Here is a 15,640-nt window from a genome sequence, read left to right as displayed (position 1 = left end):
ATCAAGGATTGGTGCTGACCTGACCACGCAGGGCCGGCCAGTAGTCAGTGAGTTTCAGGTCGATCAAAGCCTGGTTGGTAAAGCCGGTAGCCAGTGATGGGCCGATGTCATAAGTGTCGCGAATCAGGTGGTTGGCCAGGGCGTAGGTGGTGAGGGCCTGGTAGTGGGCCTTGAGTTGTGCATCGCTTTTCGGTGCCCAGCGTTCCTTCCAGGCCACCGGGTCGTTTTGGTCGTCGCGGCGCAGCACGCTTTCAGCGGTACCGGCGCGAGAGGACAGCTGGTAATAGGCATCCTGGTTTTGCGGTTGAGAAATCCACCACGCGGCCTTGACCCAGGCGGTCGCCAGCAATTGGGTGATGTCTGGATGCTGCTGTACGAAAGACTCGGTGCCCCATAGGTCGGAGATCAGGCGCCAGTCATTGCTGCCCTGTTTGGTCGACCAGATGATCTTGCCCACGCCTTTGTCTTCCAGGGCATAGGCCTCGCTGAGCAACACGGCTGCATCGACCTTACCGGCAGACACCGCTGCCGCGCCGACCTGCGGGTTGAGGTTGGCGATCTTGAAGTCATCGAGCTTCAGGCCCTTGCTGGCGAGGAAGTTGCTGAATGCGAACTCCCAAGGCCGGCCACGGTGCAGGGCCAGGCGTTTGCCCTTGAGGTCTTCGATGGTTTTGGCGCTGGAGCCTTCGGGCACCACCAGGTAAATGTTGTTACCACTGCCGCCGGGCACGATCAGCTTGCCCCGCACACCGCCGGCACCGGCGATCACTGAGGGCAGGTCCCCGCGTACGGCGAAGTCCAGGCTGTTGTTGCTGAACCCTTCGTTGATCTGCGGGCCGGCGCCGGCGTGGGGTAGGGCGATCCATTCGAGTTTCACCCCGCGCTCGCGCAGTTGGGCCTCCAGCCAACCGTCTTCGATCACGCGGCCGGCGATCCCCCCAAACACCGGCTTGCCACCTTGGGTGTAGGCGACGATAGCGATTTTTACCGAGGCCGGGGCAGCCGACTCGGCGAGCGCCGCGCTGCTTGCCAGTAGGCCGAACAGAGCGATGAGGCTTCTGTGCCAGAAATTTCTCATGAGGTTTCTCCCTACCTGAATTCAAAACCCTTTGTAGTAGGCGCGGGCTTGCCGGCTCCTACAGGGGATCGTGTTGGGAGGGAGAGAGCAGATTGCATGCCAGCAGCTGGAAAAATCGCTCTAGGCCGCGTGCTGCATGGGCTGCAGCGTTTGAGGTAGCAATGGCCTGTCTGATCTGCTGCTGGTGGACGAGCACGTGGGTGCTGGCCGGTTGCTGCTCCAGCAGCAGTGGTAGGTCATGTTGTTGGTATATGCGATACGGGAATATATAAATATTAATTTATAATTAAATGGTCTAGAAAACTTCATGCACTATTGAGCACGCGCTTTTACTGCCAGGAACGCACCATGTCGCTGATCACTCATCCTAATCCTCGCGAATTGACCAAGTCGGTGCGTGCCACCGTGCTGGTCTTCAAGGACCCGCGCTCCCAGGAATTACTGGCACGTATTGAGCGTCTGGCACCCAGCGAAGCCAATACCTTGATCATTGGCGAGACCGGGACCGGCAAGGAGTTGGTCGCACGGCATATCCATCATCTGAGCCGTCGCGGACGTGAACCTTTCGTGGCGGTGAACTGCGGCGCGTTTGCCGAGACCCTTGTGGAAAGCGAGTTGTTCGGCCACGAGAAAGGCGCGTTCACCGGCGCTACCACCCAGAAGGCCGGTTGGTTTGAAGCCGCCAACGGCGGCACGCTGTTTCTCGATGAGATCGGTGATCTGCCGTTGAACATGCAGGTGAAGTTGCTACGCGTTTTGCAGGAGCGCGAAGTGGTGCGCCTGGGCTCGCGGACACCGATCCCGATCAATGTGCGGCTGGTGGCCGCCACTAACGTTAACCTTGCCGATGCCGTCGTGGCAGGTAACTTCCGCGAAGACTTGTTCTACCGTCTGCACGTCGCCACCATTCGACTGCCGCCTCTGCGCGAGCGGCCGGGCGATATCCTGCCCCTGGCGGAATTTTTTCTTGAAGAGCATTGCCAACGACTGGGGTACAATCGCGCCACGTTGAGCATCGATGCTGAGCGAAAGCTGTTGGAACATAGCTGGCCGGGCAATATCCGCGAGCTCGAAAACGCCATTCATCACGCCTTGCTGGTGTGCCGCAACCAGTTGGTGCAGCCGCCGGATCTGCATCTGGTGGACATGCGATCCTCGGGTATTCGTCAGGAAGAGGCTACCCATACTCCAGCTGCCCTCAGCGGTCCCGTGGACTTGGAAACGGCCCTCAATGCGTTATTCGAACAGAATATTCCCGACCTTTACGAGCATATTGAAGAGACGATCTTTCGTGCTGCTTACCGATACTGCCATGGCAACCAATTGCAGACTGGGCGCCTGCTCAATATCAGTCGCAACATTGTTCGGGCACGACTGGAAAAGATTGGTGAGTTGGGAGCGTCAGCGAGAATTTAACTGATATATCCGCAACTAGAGCAATGGCCGTTTTTGATCGTTCATGCGAGTAGGCGATTGGTTGTACCTGACGCGTCAGTCGCTATGGTGCAAGGTTATATCCTCATATGTTTTTAATATTTCTTGTTATATGGCGCGAGCAGTAAAGTGCTGTTAATTCCTTCATGGCCGCCATTGGAAATTGTCTATGAACATCCCGCGCGGACACCCCAGCCCGATTTTGACATTGCCTCAGGGCGATAAAGATCCTCTTTCAATCCGAGCCAAAGCGCTGGTATTTGCCGACCCCCGGTCTCGGCAGTTGCTGGAGTATCTGCAGCGGGTGGCGCCCAGTGACGTGCCAGTGTTGATCAATGGAGAGACGGGCACCGGTAAGGAGTTGGTGGCGCGCTACATCCATTCGAGCAGTGGCCGCACTGGCGCTTTTATTGCGGTCAACTGCGGTGCGATCAGTGAGACCCTGGCTGAAAGCGAGTTTTTTGGCCACGAGGCCGGGTCCTTCTCAGGCGCTGTCGGCCGGCGAGCTGGCTGGTTTGAGGAGGCGGATGGAGGGACGCTGTTTCTCGATGAGATCGGTGATCTGCCGCTGCCTTTGCAAGTTAAATTGCTGCGTGTTCTACAGGAGCAGGAGGTGGTTCGGGTCGGCTCGCGCAAACCGATCAAGATCAACATTCGATTGGTGACGGCGACCAACGTCAACTTGGAACAGGCCATTGAAGCCGGCAATTTCCGGCTCGATCTGTTCTATCGAATAAACGTCGCCCAAGTAGAAGTTTTGCCGTTAAGGGCACGTCCCTTGGACATTCTGCCGTTGGTGGAACACTTCAGGAAACTCTACAGCGCCCGCCTTAAAATCAATGAGCCTATGCTTTCGGAGTCGGCTACTCAGGCGCTGCTCGATTATCCCTGGCCGGGGAATATCCGAGAGCTCGAGAACGTTGTTCACTTGGCTTTACTGGTGGCCGGCGACAGACCGGTTCGCCCCGAGCACTTGAAGTTCTCGGCAGGCATTAGTGCATTGCAAGGCGCAAGTTCCAACGGGGTGCAAAAGCTTCCTCAGGAAGTGCTTCGCGAACAGTTTTTGCGATTGTTCGATGTGCCAGGTGATTCGCTCTTGCACGATATTGAGGAGTTGATGGTGCGCGAGGCTTTTGCCTACTGCGGTTTCAACCAGTTACGCACCGCGCAACTGCTGGGTATTACCCGCAACGCCATGCGCACCTTACTGGTCAATCACGGCATGCTCAAAGGCCGAGCAAAACCCTGATCTGCGTTCAACCTTGTTTGACCTGGCTGGGTGGGTTACCTATACGGCGCAGCTGAGGCAGCAACTGCGCGCCCAGGTGAATCGCTTCCTCCAAATGGGGAAAACCCGACAGAATAAAACTGTCCACCCCCAACTGGTGGTACTCCTCGATTCGCTCTGCCACCTGCGCATAACTGCCGACCAACGCTGTTCCTGCGCCGCCGCGTACCAAACCTACCCCGGCCCAGAGATTGGCTGACACCTCAAGTTCCCGAGCGCCGCGCCCACGGCCCTGCATCAACTGCGTCTGCCTGCTTTGCCCCACCGACTCATACGCCGCCATCTGCCGTTGTGCATGCTCAATGGTGTCCGTCGGGATTTCTTCCAGCAGCCGTTCCACGTGGGCCCAGGCCGCGTCGTCAGTGACAGCGGCGAACACGTGCAAACGCAGACCGAAGCGCAGCGTACGGCCTTGGGCGGCCGCCAGGTCACGCATGCGTTGGATGCGTTCGGCGATCATCGCTGGCGGTTCGCACCACATCAGATAAGTTTGCCCATGGGCCGCACCGACACGCTCGGCGGCTTCGGAGGCGCCGCCAAAGTAAATCGGCGGTACTCGTGCGCCTGGCGCAATCGGTGTTTGAATGCTGCTGCGGTAGTAACGTCCCTGATGCGCAGGCGGTTGGGCTGCCCACACGGCTTGGAACACCTGCAGAAATTCTGCGGTGCGTGCGTAACGTTCATCGTGTTCGAGAAAATCCCCGAGGGAACGCTGTTCAAAACGGCTGGAGCCGGTCACCACATGCAACGCCAGGCGGTTCTCGCTGAGCAGTTGCAACGTCGCCGCGCGGTGGGCGGTATAGGCTGGCAGCTCGGTGCCCGGTCGCAGCGTCAGGAGGAATTTCAGGCGGCGCACTTCTTGGGCCAGCACCGCAGTGATCAGCCATGGGTCTTCAAACCCGGCAGCGGTGGGCACCATGATGCCGTCGAAACCGGCCTGCTCGGTGGCGCGCACAATCTGGCGCAGGTAGTCCAGCGTCGGTGCACGCTCGCCTTGCTGGAACAACCCGGCCTTTGGCAAGCCGCTGCTGGTGAGGTGACGGCCATCGCCATTGGTGGGTAAAAACCAGTCCAGTTGGATCGGTGGGCGTACATCATCAGTCATGGTGCAGGCGCTCCTTGCGCAAACCCTGTTGGAAAAGCAACGGTAAAACCTGTTCGCCAAAGCGCAGCACTTCGCTGACTGACGGCCCGCCCTCCAGAATCAGGTGATTCAAGCCAATTCCGTGCAGTTCTTGCAGGCGTGTGGCGACTTGTTGCGGGGTGCCCACCAGGATCAGCGGTTGGCCGGCTTCCCGTTGCAGCAGGTTGGGATGCACTTCCCACTGGCGTAGCGGGTGGCGTGCTCGGGGCAGGGTGGCCAGGGCTTCCTCGGGCAATTGAGGAACCGATAATAAAGTGGCGGCGGTCTCCCAGGCGAGGTCTTCGCTGTCGCCGAGGATCAAGCCAAACGTGCAGGCAAACTCGAGCGTAGGTTGGATCTGCCGCCAGCGCTGTATCTCCTGGGCCAGTCGTAATGGGTGGCCAGGCGCTAACAGGCAGGTCCGCGCATGTGCCGCCACCAACGCATGGCTCTGGGTGTCGTCCAGTAGCAACGATGGGGCGGGTATTTTGCGGCGGGTGAAGCCGGCGTTCTCCAGTTGGAAATAACGGCCCTGATAGTCGAACCCTTCGGTGTTGGACGCCAGCAGGTGTTGCAGCAGTTCCAGATATTCGCCAATGCGTTCGCTGCGTTGGTCGCGGTTGAGCCACTCCCCAAAGGCAATGTGTTCGCTATTGGGTAAATGTAGCCGTACACGGTGGCCGCTGATCGACTGCAGGCTTTGCAGGGTAGTGGCCAGCGCGGCTGGCAGCATCACTTCCGGCGGCACACTCACCGACAACTGCACGTTGCGTGTATGCGCGCACAAGGCTGCCGCCACGCCGAGGCTGTCGGCACATAACGCGCCGCCGGGAATCCAAAGGCCATCGAGCCCGGCGTATTCCACGGCCTGGGCCAATTGAACCCATTGTCCCGGCCGTGCCGCCCAGTCAGGGGTACACAGGGGCATCAACCAGCTGAATTCCAGGGGCATGTATAAGCTCCGTTATTCATCGTTTTTTCCAACCCAAGGCCGGGGCGATGTCCCGGGCCAGGATTTCCAAGCGTGTGAGAATTTGTGCCTGGGTCGAGCTTTCCGCCTGAACCACAGCAATCATGTAGTCAGCATAAGGCAGCAGCGACGGGTCCTGTTGCAAGCTTTCGATCACTTCATCGGGATGGCCGTGGTGCACGTTCATCAAGCGCAGGTGTTCCTGCAAATCCACGGCTTCGTCGATCAGGCCCTCACGTTGCAAGCGCGGGATATGCCGCTCGATATCCACCGACAGTTCGGCCTGGGCGCTGGCGCGGTCGATGGCGGGGAAAATGGCACGAACCACGCCAATACGCGGTGCGCGGTCACTGCGCGACCAGGCTTGCAGGTAGGCATCCGCCAAAGGCTTTTGCACGGTGAGCGGATCATGGGTGGCGGTGCCCAGCAGCAGTCCATTGCCTTGTCGGGCGGTATAGACCGCGCCGTCAGTGCTGCCGTGGGAATGCCAAAGGCGTTCGCCCAGACCGAGTGCAGGCGGTTGCAACGTTAATTCGCCGGTCAGCGGTTTACCTTCCAGAAGGCGCTGCAAACGTTGCTGGCGCTCGGCAAAATCCGCCTGGCGCCGGCTTGGGTCGCGGTCAAAAGCGCTGAAGTTATCGAGGTTGGCGCCACCACTGCCCAGGCCCAATTGCACCCGCCCGCTGCTCAGAGCATCCAGCACACTGGCGTCTTCGGCCAGGCGGATCGGGTCTTCGAATGGCAACACAATCACCCCGGTGCCCAGTTCGATATGCCGCGTGCGTTCGGCAACGGCCGCCAGCAGCACCAAGGGTGAAGGAAGACGACCAAAGCCATTGCTCAAGTGGTGCTGGGCAATCCAGCCACCGTCGAAGCCAAGGGCTTCAGCCACTTCGAATTGTTCGATCAGGTCGCGGTAGACCTGCTGCGGGTCATCGCCAAAAGCGTGGCTGAGGAAACCCAATTTGAAAGTCATGAGGGGGCTCCTGTGGGCTGCCAGCCCAGTGCTGGTGCGATGTGTTGGCGGATGACCTCCAGCGCACGGATAGCCTCGCGCAGCGGCGTGCTGGTGGTTTGTACTTGCAGGATCAGTTGGTCGTGGGCTGTCAATGGCGGGCCTTGCTGCAATTGCTCGATGATCTGCTCCAGCGGGCCGTGCAACACGCCGAGGCGCTTGAGGGTGGTGTCGAAGTCAGCGTCCAGCGTGTCGTTGAGTACGCCGATGTTTTGCTGGCGTTGCACATAGGCCTGGATATCGCGGCGTGTGGCGTCGTCCGGTGCTGGGAGCAAGGCCTGCACCCGTGCGACGCGGGCGGGCGTGCCGTTGTCGCCGGTCCAGGCGTTGCGGTAGCGGTTCACCAGTTCAACACCGGCTTGGGCAGGCAAATGCGGATTGGGTGCCATGATCAGGCCGTGGCCACGCTCGGCTACCAGTTCCACCCGCGAGGTGGCTTCCCACACACGCTGGCTCAAACCGTTGGTGCGTGGCAGGAGGCGGGAACCGCTGTCGGTCAGCGGCGCGTTGCCAAATGCATTGAGCAGCTGTTGAAGGTGCTGCTCGTAGTCACGATGCCGTGTTTCATGCTCGCGGCCGAAGGCGAGGAAGGTCTCAGGATCAAAACCCGCACCGAGCCCCAGTTCCAGTCGGCCGTTGCACAGCAAGTCCAGCACGGCGGCGTCTTCCGCCAGGCGCAGCGGCGCCTCCTGGGGTAATACGATAATTCCGGTGCCGAGGCTGATATGCCGTGTCTGCTGGGCGACGGCCGCCAACAATACCAACGGCGACGGCAAGCGCCCATTTTCACTGGCGAAGTGGTGCTGCGCTAACCAGCCACTGTCAAAGCCCAGCGCTTCGGCAACCTTGAACAGTTCCAGGGTGTCGCGGTAGACCTTGGGATCAGCACTCGGGCTATAGACCCGGCTCAGAAACCCGAGGGAAAAGCCTGCACTCATGGTTTCACCTCATGGGCCAACTGCTTTTGCAGTGCTGGCCCTGCGCTGACGGATTCCGGCAGGCCACTGAACGGGCTGATGGTCAGGTAGCCTTTGTTCAGCCACACCGCTTCATCGTTCTGTTGCGCAGCGGTAGCGGCGGGGCTGTATTGGAAGCCGATGCCGGGTTTGCCGGGCAGGTTGAACTGCTTGAGATCATCGGTGTACAGCGCCTCAAAACCCACATAGCTGCCGACGCGGGTCAGTTTGACGCCTTTTATCTGCGTATCCTTGGGCAAGTTGATATTCAAGCCCAGGCCCGGCGGTAGCAGCGCGCCATCGGGTTGGCGGTGCTGGTCGAGGGCATGCACCAGTTTTGCTACCAGTTGGGCGGCGCGCTGCGGGTCTTTCTCCTCCAGATCAGTACTCACCGCCAATGCCGGAATGCCCGACTGCAACGCCACGCTGGCGGTATTGAAGGTGCCGGAGGCCATATTGATCGCGCCGAGGTTATTGCCAGGGTTGGGGCCGACGATCACCAGGTCGGGATGTGGCACGACTTTGTTCAGGCCCATCAGCAGTGCCATCACCGGCGTGCCGCTGATTTCGATCTGTACTGCTTTGCCGGCGCACTCGGTGCTCTGGCATATGCCGTTGTCGGTGGTGCTGATGTAGTAGCTGTCGGGGTAAGCGGGGTCGGTATCGTGTCCAACACTCACTTCGCGACCGAAGAAGAACGAACCGCCTCGCGCGCTCTGATCACTCTGGGGCGCGGCGATTTTCACGTTATGGCCCTGGGCTTTCAGCACGGTGTAGAGTGCGCGAATGTTCGGATGCTGATAGCCGTCGTCATTGCTCAGCAAGATGTTCAAGGCGAAGGCTTTGGGGGCGATCAAGCTGGCGAAGGCGAGCATCCAGGCGCTGCGTTTCATGCCCTCTCTCCCGTAAAGCGGTTGTCCGGGCGCGGCAGGCCGAGGTTTTCGCGCAGGGTGGCGCCCTCGTATTCCTGGCGAAACAGCCCACGCGCCTGCAGCAACGGAATCACCTGATCGACGAACACGTCGATGGCGCCAGGGAAGTACGGGAAGAACACATTGAAGCCATCGCATGCCCGCGCCTGGAACCATGCCTCAAAGTGATCGGCAACGTCCTCGGCTGTGCCTATCACCGGGTTGCCTCCGGCCAGGCGCAAGTACAGCTGGCGGATGCTCAGGTTCTCCGTGCGCGCCAATTCCAGCACCTTATCCCGACGACTGCCGCGCTGGCCCACGGGGGTTTCCGGCAATGGGCCGTCGAGGTCATGGCCGGAGAGGTCGATGTCATCGCCCAAGGTGTCGGCCAGCAGGCGCAGGCCCAGCACCGGGTCGATCAGCGCCTGGAACTCTTCGAACAGCACCTTGGCGTGTTCACGGGTATCGGCAATAAACGGTGTGACGCCGGGTAGGATTTTGACGTGATCCGGGTCGCGGCCGAGGGCAGCGGCGCGTGCCTTGATGTCCTGGTAGAACGCCTGGGCGCCTTCCAGGTTATGCGAGTGGGCGAAGATCAGTTCGGCAACCCGGGCGGCGAGTTGTTTGCCCGGCTCCGATGCCCCGGCCTGCACCAGTACCGGGTGGCCCTGGGGCGGGCGGGCCACGTTGAGCGGGCCGCGTACGGCAAAGTGCTTGCCGCGATGGTTGAGGGTGTGCAATTTAGCCGGGTCGAAATACTCGCCACTGGCTTTGTCGCGAGTAAAGGCGTCGTCGTCCCAGCTGTCCCACAGATCCTTGACCACGTCATGGAACTCTTCGGCACGCTGGTAGCGGTCGCCATGGTCGACGTGGTTTTCGCGGCCGAAATTCCACGCTTCATCCGAGACTACCGAGGTCACCAGGTTCCAGGCGGCGCGTCCCTTGGACAGGTGGTCCAGGGACGCGAATTTGCGCGCGATATGGTACGGCTCGTTGTAGGTGGTGGTCGCGGTGGCGATCAGGCCGATCTTGTGTGTGACGGCCGCCAGGGCCGACATCAACGTCAGCGGTTCGAAGTGTTCGGCGCGGGCCGTACGGCTCAGCGCATCGTGATGGTGGCCCCACAAGGCGACCACATCGGCAATAAACAATGCATCGAATTTGCCGCGCTCGGCGGTCTGCGCAATGTGTTTGAAATGCTCGAAATCCAGGCTGGCATCGGCTTGGGCCAACGGGTGGCGCCAGGCGGCGACGTGGTGGCCGCTGTTGGCGAGGAAGGCCCCCAGTTTGAGTTTGTCGGTGCGGCGGGTCATGAACAGGCTCCCATCAGAGGCAGGTGCGGAGCGGGTGAACCGGCTCCGCAGGCTGGCTTAAAAGTTGTACGTCACGCCGGTGTACCAGTAGCCGCCGGTGGTGCCGTAGGGCGAGAAGTTGCCATAGGGAAAGCCGCCCGAGCTGCTGGCCAGGTCAGTGCGTTCCGGGTACTTGTTGAACAGGTTGTTGGCGCCTGCATTCAGAGTGATCGCCGGAGTCAGGTGGTAGTCGATGTTCAGGTCGGTGATCCACGCTGGCGAGAACGTGCGGTCGAAGGATTCGGCGGTGCCGTACTGGGTGTACTCGCCGTAGCGGGTCAGGTTGAGGCCGATCTCGAACTTGTCGACGGTCCAAGTGGCGCCCAGCAGCAATTTGGATTGCGGCAAACCGTACTTGAGGTTGCCCTGGCGCTGACGGTCATAACCACCGGTTGGGCCGAGGGCTTGTTGGGCCACGCTGGAGGCGTGGATGTCGTCGATCTGCGTGGTGTTCCAGTTGAAGCCCAAGGTGTAGCGCAGGTTGCCGTAGGCACCGATGCTCTGGCGGTAGTCTCCGACGAGGTCGACGCCACGGGTGGTGGTATCGAGGGCGTTAGTGAAATAGGTCACCGCCTGGTTTGGGTTGAGACCCGCTGCTGCAAGGATTGCGCTGATTTGCGGTGTGCCGCCCAGGTAGCCGGTTTGCGCGATGCGGTCCTTGATTTTAATCTGGTAGGCATCAAGGGTGATGCTGGTGGCGTCCGTCGGTTGCAGGGTCAGGCCCAGGCTGAAGTTGGTGGACTTCTCAGGTTTGAGAGTCTCGGCACCGAGTGCCTTGGCAACATCGGAGTTGACCGCAACGTTACGGTAGTCGAACAGCTGGCCGTTCACGCTGGTTTGCGAGGTGGAGCTGTAAATCTGCTGGGCCAGCGAAGGCGCACGGAAACCGGTGCTGAAGGTGCCGCGTACTGCCAGGATCGGGGTGAGCTGGTAGCGGGTGGAGAACTTGCCGTTAGTCGTGGTGCCCGAGCCATCGTTGTAGTGCTCGTAGCGACCGGCCAGGTCGACGTGCCATTTATCGGTGAAGTCCTGGCCGATCTCACCATACCCGGCGAGGCTGGTGCGGCCTTTTTGCGCAGCATCCTGCGGGGTGGTACCGGCACCGGAGATGGTGCCCGGTGCGATCAGGCCACCGCTGGCTCCGGTGGTGAAAGGGCCGCTGGCGTAGGAGGCGAAGTCACCCTTGCCGATCTTGTAGTTCTCGTAGCGTTGCTCCAGGCCCCAGGAAATCTGCGTGGGTTTGTGCAGGCCGAGGTCAAATGCGCGGGTCAGATCGAGGTTGTTGGTCCATTGGCTGAAGGTCTTGACACCGGTGTCCACCGAGGTCGGCGAGTCCGGGCCGTAGCTCAGGTTGTAGGTGTGACGCAGGGTCGCTTCGGCATGGTCCTGGCCATAGGTGCTGGACAGGTCATAGTCCCAGCCGGCGAGTTCGCCCTTGCCGCCAAACGCTACCTGGAAGTCATTTTCGATAAAACGCAGGGTGTCTTCGATGCCTTCGGGGAAGGGGGTGCGGATGCCATCGAAGCTGGCGGGCTGGTGGAAAGCCAGCGGTTTTTCCGAGTTGCGGCGGGTGTAGGTGGAGAATGAGTAGAGCGTGAGGGCATCGTCCACCGGCAGCTCGGCGTTGTAGCCGAAACTGAAGTTGCGTGCCTCGGGCAGGCCGGTGCCGTAGTAGGTGTGTTGCAGGCTGGTGTTGCCGGCCGAGTCGGTATATGGCGCGTTGTCGGAGCGGTCGGAGATCTTCTGTTTCTTCACGTCCAGGGCGAGGTTGATAAAGCCGTCGTTGGGCAGCGCCAGGCCGACATTGCCGGTTTGGCGCGCGGTTTCGCCGTCGCCGGTTTCATAGTTCTGGCCGTAGCTTGTGGACAGGCTGCCGCCGTGGTCGGTCTGCTTGAGCACGATGTTGACCACGCCGCCAATCGCATCCGAACCATACTGGGCCGAGGCGCCGTCACGGAGCACTTCGACATGATCCACCAGAGCGGTGGGGATCATGTCCAAGTCCACCGGTTGCGAGCCGGAGTTGAGGTAGGTGCCGTTATTGAGCAGCGCGCTGTTGTGGCGACGCTTGCCGTTGACCAGTACCAGCACCTGGTCGCCATTGAGGCCACGCAGGCTGATCGGGCGCACCACCGACGTTGAGCCGAAGCCTGACGATGCTGGCTGATTGAGGGATGGCAGTACCTTGCTCAGAGCGCGGGTGAGGTCGCCTTGCCCGGTGGCCAGCAGTTGCTTGGAGGAGATCACGTCCACGGGTGACGGGCTCTCGGCCAGGGTGCGCGCCTGGCCACGGTTGCCGATCACCACAACGGTGTCCAAGGGGTTATCGCTGGCCGGCGCGTCGGCGGCAAGAGTCAGGCTGCTGTAGCTGGCGGCTTCGTACAGGGCAATAAACAACAACGTGTGGGCGAAGGCCTTACTGGGTCGGCGACCTGTGGCGCGTGATGCGTTCATGATGGGAAATACTCCAGTGGTTTAAGGTGTTGGGCCTTGATAGAGGACGGCTTGTTGAGTTCAAGCTCTGGTGGGAAGGCTGGAGAGCAAGGGCTGTGCCATCTGTTAAAAGTGTTTAAAAACATAGGCTTATTCGGTAGTGAACGGGGGTTTTGGTGTTTTTTTAACAGGCCGAAGGGCAGGGTGTTGGTTTTTGTGCAGGGGCTTTCATCGACAACCCGGTATTGAGCCGTAAGGCTTGGGTGGTTGTGCTTGGCACACGACTTGCTCTTCCCACGCGACACCCTGAACCCAAGGAAGCTATTTCTGTATGCCTAGACCCGGCCCGCGCAATGCCCTCACCGATATCCCAGGCCTCACGGTCGGCCACGCCACGGACTTGCGCGTCGACACCGGCGTCACAGTGATTCGCCCCAATGGTTTCTGGACCGCCAGCATCGACATTCGCGGCGGTGGCCCTGGCGGGCGCGAAACGGCTGCGCTTGAGCCGGAAAACATGGTCGGCCAGCTCCATGCCCTGGTATTTGCCGGCGGCTCGGTCTTCGGCCTGGGGGCGGCGGATGCGGTGGCGGCGAAACTGTCCCACGACCAAGTGGGCCTGCACCTCAAACCCGGCGCTCCAGCTATTCCCATCGTGCCCGCAGCGGTGTTGCATGACCTGGCCAACGGCGGCGACAAAGACTGGGGGTTGGAACCGCCTTACCAACGCTTGGGCTTCGAGGCGCTAGCCAATGCAGGTGAGGACTTTGAGTTGGGCTCGGTGGGTGCCGGTCGTGGCGCCATGGCCGGGGTGCTGAAAGGTGGGCTGGGTACCGCTTCCCTGAATCTGGGAAATGGCTTGATCGTCGCTGCATTGGTGGTCGCCAACCCAATAGGCTCGGTGTACATGCCCGACGGCCAGACCTTCTGGGCGTGGCCCTGGGAAGTGGCGGGGGAGTTCGGTGGACAGCGTCCTGAAGCCGAGATGGACTGCAGCGACCCGATGCCGGAGTTGTCACGCCTGGATTCGATGGGCCGCCTGCAAGCCGGGGCCAACACGACGCTGGTGGTGGTCGCCAGTACCGCTCGGCTCACTGTGGCTGAGTGCAAGCGCGTGGCGATCATGGCTCAGGACGGGATTGCCCGTGCGGTGCGTCCGGCGCATTTGCCGTTTGATGGGGACACTGTATTTGCCTTGGCGTCGGCGGCGGTTGAGTTGAGCGATGGCCCACGGCGGCAGGTAGAGATTGGTTGTATTGGCTCGGCGGCTGCGGATTGCGTGGCGCGGGCGATCGCCAGAGGGGTGTTCAGTGCCAGGGGCTAACCACTCTCCACTGTAGGAACCGGTTCGCCGGCGATGGCGGCGGCTCAGCTTGCACCTGTGTCAACTGACAGACCGCTAACGCCGACAAGCCGGCTCCTGCTGCTTAGGTGAAACGTGATAGGCGCGTCTGTGCCTTTGCCGCCAGCTCCGGCAACTTCAACGCCTCATACACCCGTATCAAACTCCGATTCGTCGGCACATCCCACCCGTCATACCGGCGCCGCAATTCCAGTGTCTGCTGCGCACCCAACCAATCCCCGGCCTTCACGCGTGCATCCAGCTCCACCAGGGCAAACAGATCGCGCTGTGCGTGGCTGCCACCAATCTCATTCAGCCGGGGAAGGGCGATCGTCAGTTGCGCCAGCGACTGTTGCCAGTCCCCGCGTGCATGGGCCAATAAGCCCTTCGCCAACGGCAGGGTCACTTCGCCCCATACCGGCCGTGCGTCGAAGCTGTACTGGCGCAGCGCCGCCAGCAACCTATCCGCCTCCGGCTTGCCCGCCCGGGCCAGGCCATACAGGTACTGCACGCTCAGGAACGGCTGTACCGTATCGCAGACCCGGCGTTGCAGGTACGGTGCCAGCGCCTGCCAGCGCTCGCCCACATCGATGCCGGCCAGTTCCAATCGCGCGAGCAAGGACACGGCGCCGACCTGGTCCTGGGAGTATTCCGGGAGGATGCCCCACACGTGTTGGTCGTAAATCTCCAGCACGCGCTGATCCTCACCCCGCGCCAGGTAGAACAACGCCAGGTGCCACCAGTTGTGGGTGTACATGAACGAGTTCAAACCGTCCCAGTGATGGGTCACGCTTTCCAGGAATACCGTGCCTTCCTCGATACGTCCCTGGGTCAGCATCACATGGGCCAGGGCGTGCTGAGCCCAAGGCTCCGAGGGTTGCAGGCGCAAGGCTTGCAGCGCGCTGGCTTCGGCTTGTTCAAGCAGGTGGCATTGCTCGTAGGCGAAGGCCAGCAGGCCGTGGCTGTGGGCAATATCGGGTGCGCCAGTGGTGGCCTTTAGGCCGATGCGCAACAGGGCGGGCCAGTTGCCGCGGTTGAATTCCAGGTACTGGTTGAGCTTGGCGGCAAACAGGTCGCGGGGGTAGCGGTCGAGCAGGTTTTCGCTCAAATGCAGGACCTGATCGAGGTCGTCCTTGATCCAGGCTTGCAGCACGCCAAGGTACAGCTGGGCGCGCGGGTGAGCGGCGTGCGCCGCACGTTGGCGGTATTTTTCCGCGAGTGCCGGGCCCTCGGGCGACTCGATGAACATCAGCAGCAAGCCGGCAAACGCATTGGCCAGCGCGGAGTCGGGATCGGCATCGGCGGTGGCAAGGATGCGTTCGGCACGGGGCTGGTAGCCGAGGAAGCCGCCTATGAAGTCGTCCAGCCCTTGGAGGGTGGTGGGGTCGGTGGTGTCGATGGGGTTGCCCAGGTAATCCAGTGACATGGTGGCGAGGCTCGTTTATTCAGATGGCAGTTGCAGGGGCAAACCTCGTGCCATCGACCAGCGATGGACCCCTGTGGGAGGGGGCTTGCCCCGATAGCGGCGGGTCAGTTGGCGCATTCATTGATGACCCACCGCTATCGCAGGCAAGCCCTCTCCCACATTTGAAATGCTTTGCTGCTGCTTTTTGCACACTCAGGCGCAGCTCTGTGGTTTTTTCATCAGCGCGACCACCGCCCACCCCAGCAATACCCGCCCAACCGCCCATGGCACAACGCTTGCAAAACCCTCGTTATATTGTTCAATTCGAGGAGA

Annotated in this window: 12 protein-coding genes; 3 read left to right on the top strand and 9 right to left on the bottom strand. The window is 61.0% G+C overall.

All coding sequences use genetic code 11. The features are described 5' to 3' along the window. Position 1: 1 nt before the first annotated feature. Positions 2–1,078, bottom strand: a complete 1,077-nt coding sequence (locus BFQ01_RS26845; protein WP_065927627.1) for an ABC transporter substrate-binding protein — start codon at positions 1,076–1,078, stop codon at positions 2–4. Between the two features lie 348 nt (positions 1,079–1,426). Here BFQ01_RS26845 and BFQ01_RS26840 point away from each other — a divergent pair, with 348 nt between their 5' ends. Then, positions 1,427–2,494, top strand: coding sequence for a sigma-54 interaction domain-containing protein (locus BFQ01_RS26840; protein ID WP_065927626.1), 1,068 nt, complete (start codon positions 1,427–1,429; stop codon positions 2,492–2,494). 187 nt (positions 2,495–2,681) lie between these two features. Continuing rightward, the gene (locus tag BFQ01_RS26835) at positions 2,682–3,761 is read left to right on the top strand and encodes a sigma-54 interaction domain-containing protein (protein ID WP_065927625.1); all 1,080 of its coding nucleotides are present in this window, start codon (positions 2,682–2,684) and stop codon (positions 3,759–3,761) included. A gap of 7 nt (positions 3,762–3,768) precedes the next feature. Here the strand turns inward: BFQ01_RS26835 and BFQ01_RS26830 are convergent, their stop codons facing one another. From BFQ01_RS26830 to BFQ01_RS26800, 7 genes are read right to left on the bottom strand one after another with little or no spacing between them, the layout of a single operon-like run. After that, on the bottom strand, positions 3,769–4,905 hold the full coding sequence (locus tag BFQ01_RS26830) for an LLM class flavin-dependent oxidoreductase (RefSeq protein ID WP_065927624.1): 1,137 nt from the start codon (positions 4,903–4,905) through the stop codon (positions 3,769–3,771). Continuing rightward, on the bottom strand, positions 4,898–5,875 hold the full coding sequence (locus BFQ01_RS26825) for an LLM class flavin-dependent oxidoreductase (protein ID WP_065927623.1): 978 nt from the start codon (positions 5,873–5,875) through the stop codon (positions 4,898–4,900). The genes BFQ01_RS26830 and BFQ01_RS26825 overlap by 8 nt, the downstream gene beginning before the upstream one ends. A 16-nt stretch (positions 5,876–5,891) precedes the next feature. Next, on the bottom strand, positions 5,892–6,869 hold the full coding sequence (locus tag BFQ01_RS26820) for an LLM class flavin-dependent oxidoreductase (protein WP_065927622.1): 978 nt from the start codon (positions 6,867–6,869) through the stop codon (positions 5,892–5,894). Continuing rightward, positions 6,866–7,846: an LLM class flavin-dependent oxidoreductase gene (locus BFQ01_RS26815; RefSeq protein ID WP_065927621.1), complete on the bottom strand. Its 981-nt coding sequence runs from the start codon at positions 7,844–7,846 to the stop codon at positions 6,866–6,868. Before BFQ01_RS26815 ends, BFQ01_RS26820 begins: the two co-directional genes overlap by 4 nt. Next, complete coding sequence (locus BFQ01_RS26810) at positions 7,843–8,757, bottom strand: 5'/3'-nucleotidase SurE (RefSeq protein ID WP_065927620.1); 915 nt, start codon at positions 8,755–8,757, stop codon at positions 7,843–7,845. The genes BFQ01_RS26815 and BFQ01_RS26810 overlap by 4 nt, the downstream gene beginning before the upstream one ends. Then, on the bottom strand, positions 8,754–10,088 hold the full coding sequence (locus tag BFQ01_RS26805) for an LLM class flavin-dependent oxidoreductase (protein ID WP_065927619.1): 1,335 nt from the start codon (positions 10,086–10,088) through the stop codon (positions 8,754–8,756). Before BFQ01_RS26805 ends, BFQ01_RS26810 begins: the two co-directional genes overlap by 4 nt. A gap of 57 nt (positions 10,089–10,145) precedes the next feature. Further along, positions 10,146–12,581: a TonB-dependent receptor plug domain-containing protein gene (locus BFQ01_RS26800; protein WP_065927618.1), complete on the bottom strand. Its 2,436-nt coding sequence runs from the start codon at positions 12,579–12,581 to the stop codon at positions 10,146–10,148. 310 nt (positions 12,582–12,891) lie between these two features. On the opposite strand from BFQ01_RS26800, the gene BFQ01_RS26795 reads away from it, so the two are divergent. Then, positions 12,892–13,884: a P1 family peptidase gene (locus BFQ01_RS26795; protein ID WP_065927617.1), complete on the top strand. Its 993-nt coding sequence runs from the start codon at positions 12,892–12,894 to the stop codon at positions 13,882–13,884. A 103-nt stretch (positions 13,885–13,987) separates the two neighbouring features. Here BFQ01_RS26795 and BFQ01_RS26790 read toward each other — a convergent pair whose 3' ends face one another. Continuing rightward, positions 13,988–15,328 (bottom strand): tetratricopeptide repeat protein, encoded by a 1,341-nt coding sequence (locus BFQ01_RS26790; protein WP_065927616.1) that lies wholly within the window; start codon positions 15,326–15,328, stop codon positions 13,988–13,990. Between the last annotated feature and the right edge of the window lie 312 nt (positions 15,329–15,640).

This window comes from Pseudomonas sp. 8 R 14, from assembly GCF_900005955.1.
In the GTDB taxonomy this organism is placed as follows: Bacteria; Pseudomonadota; Gammaproteobacteria; order Pseudomonadales; family Pseudomonadaceae; genus Aquipseudomonas; species Aquipseudomonas marginalis.
Note: the sequence above shows the minus strand (reverse complement) of the source record. Positions and strands in the feature narration are given on the sequence as shown.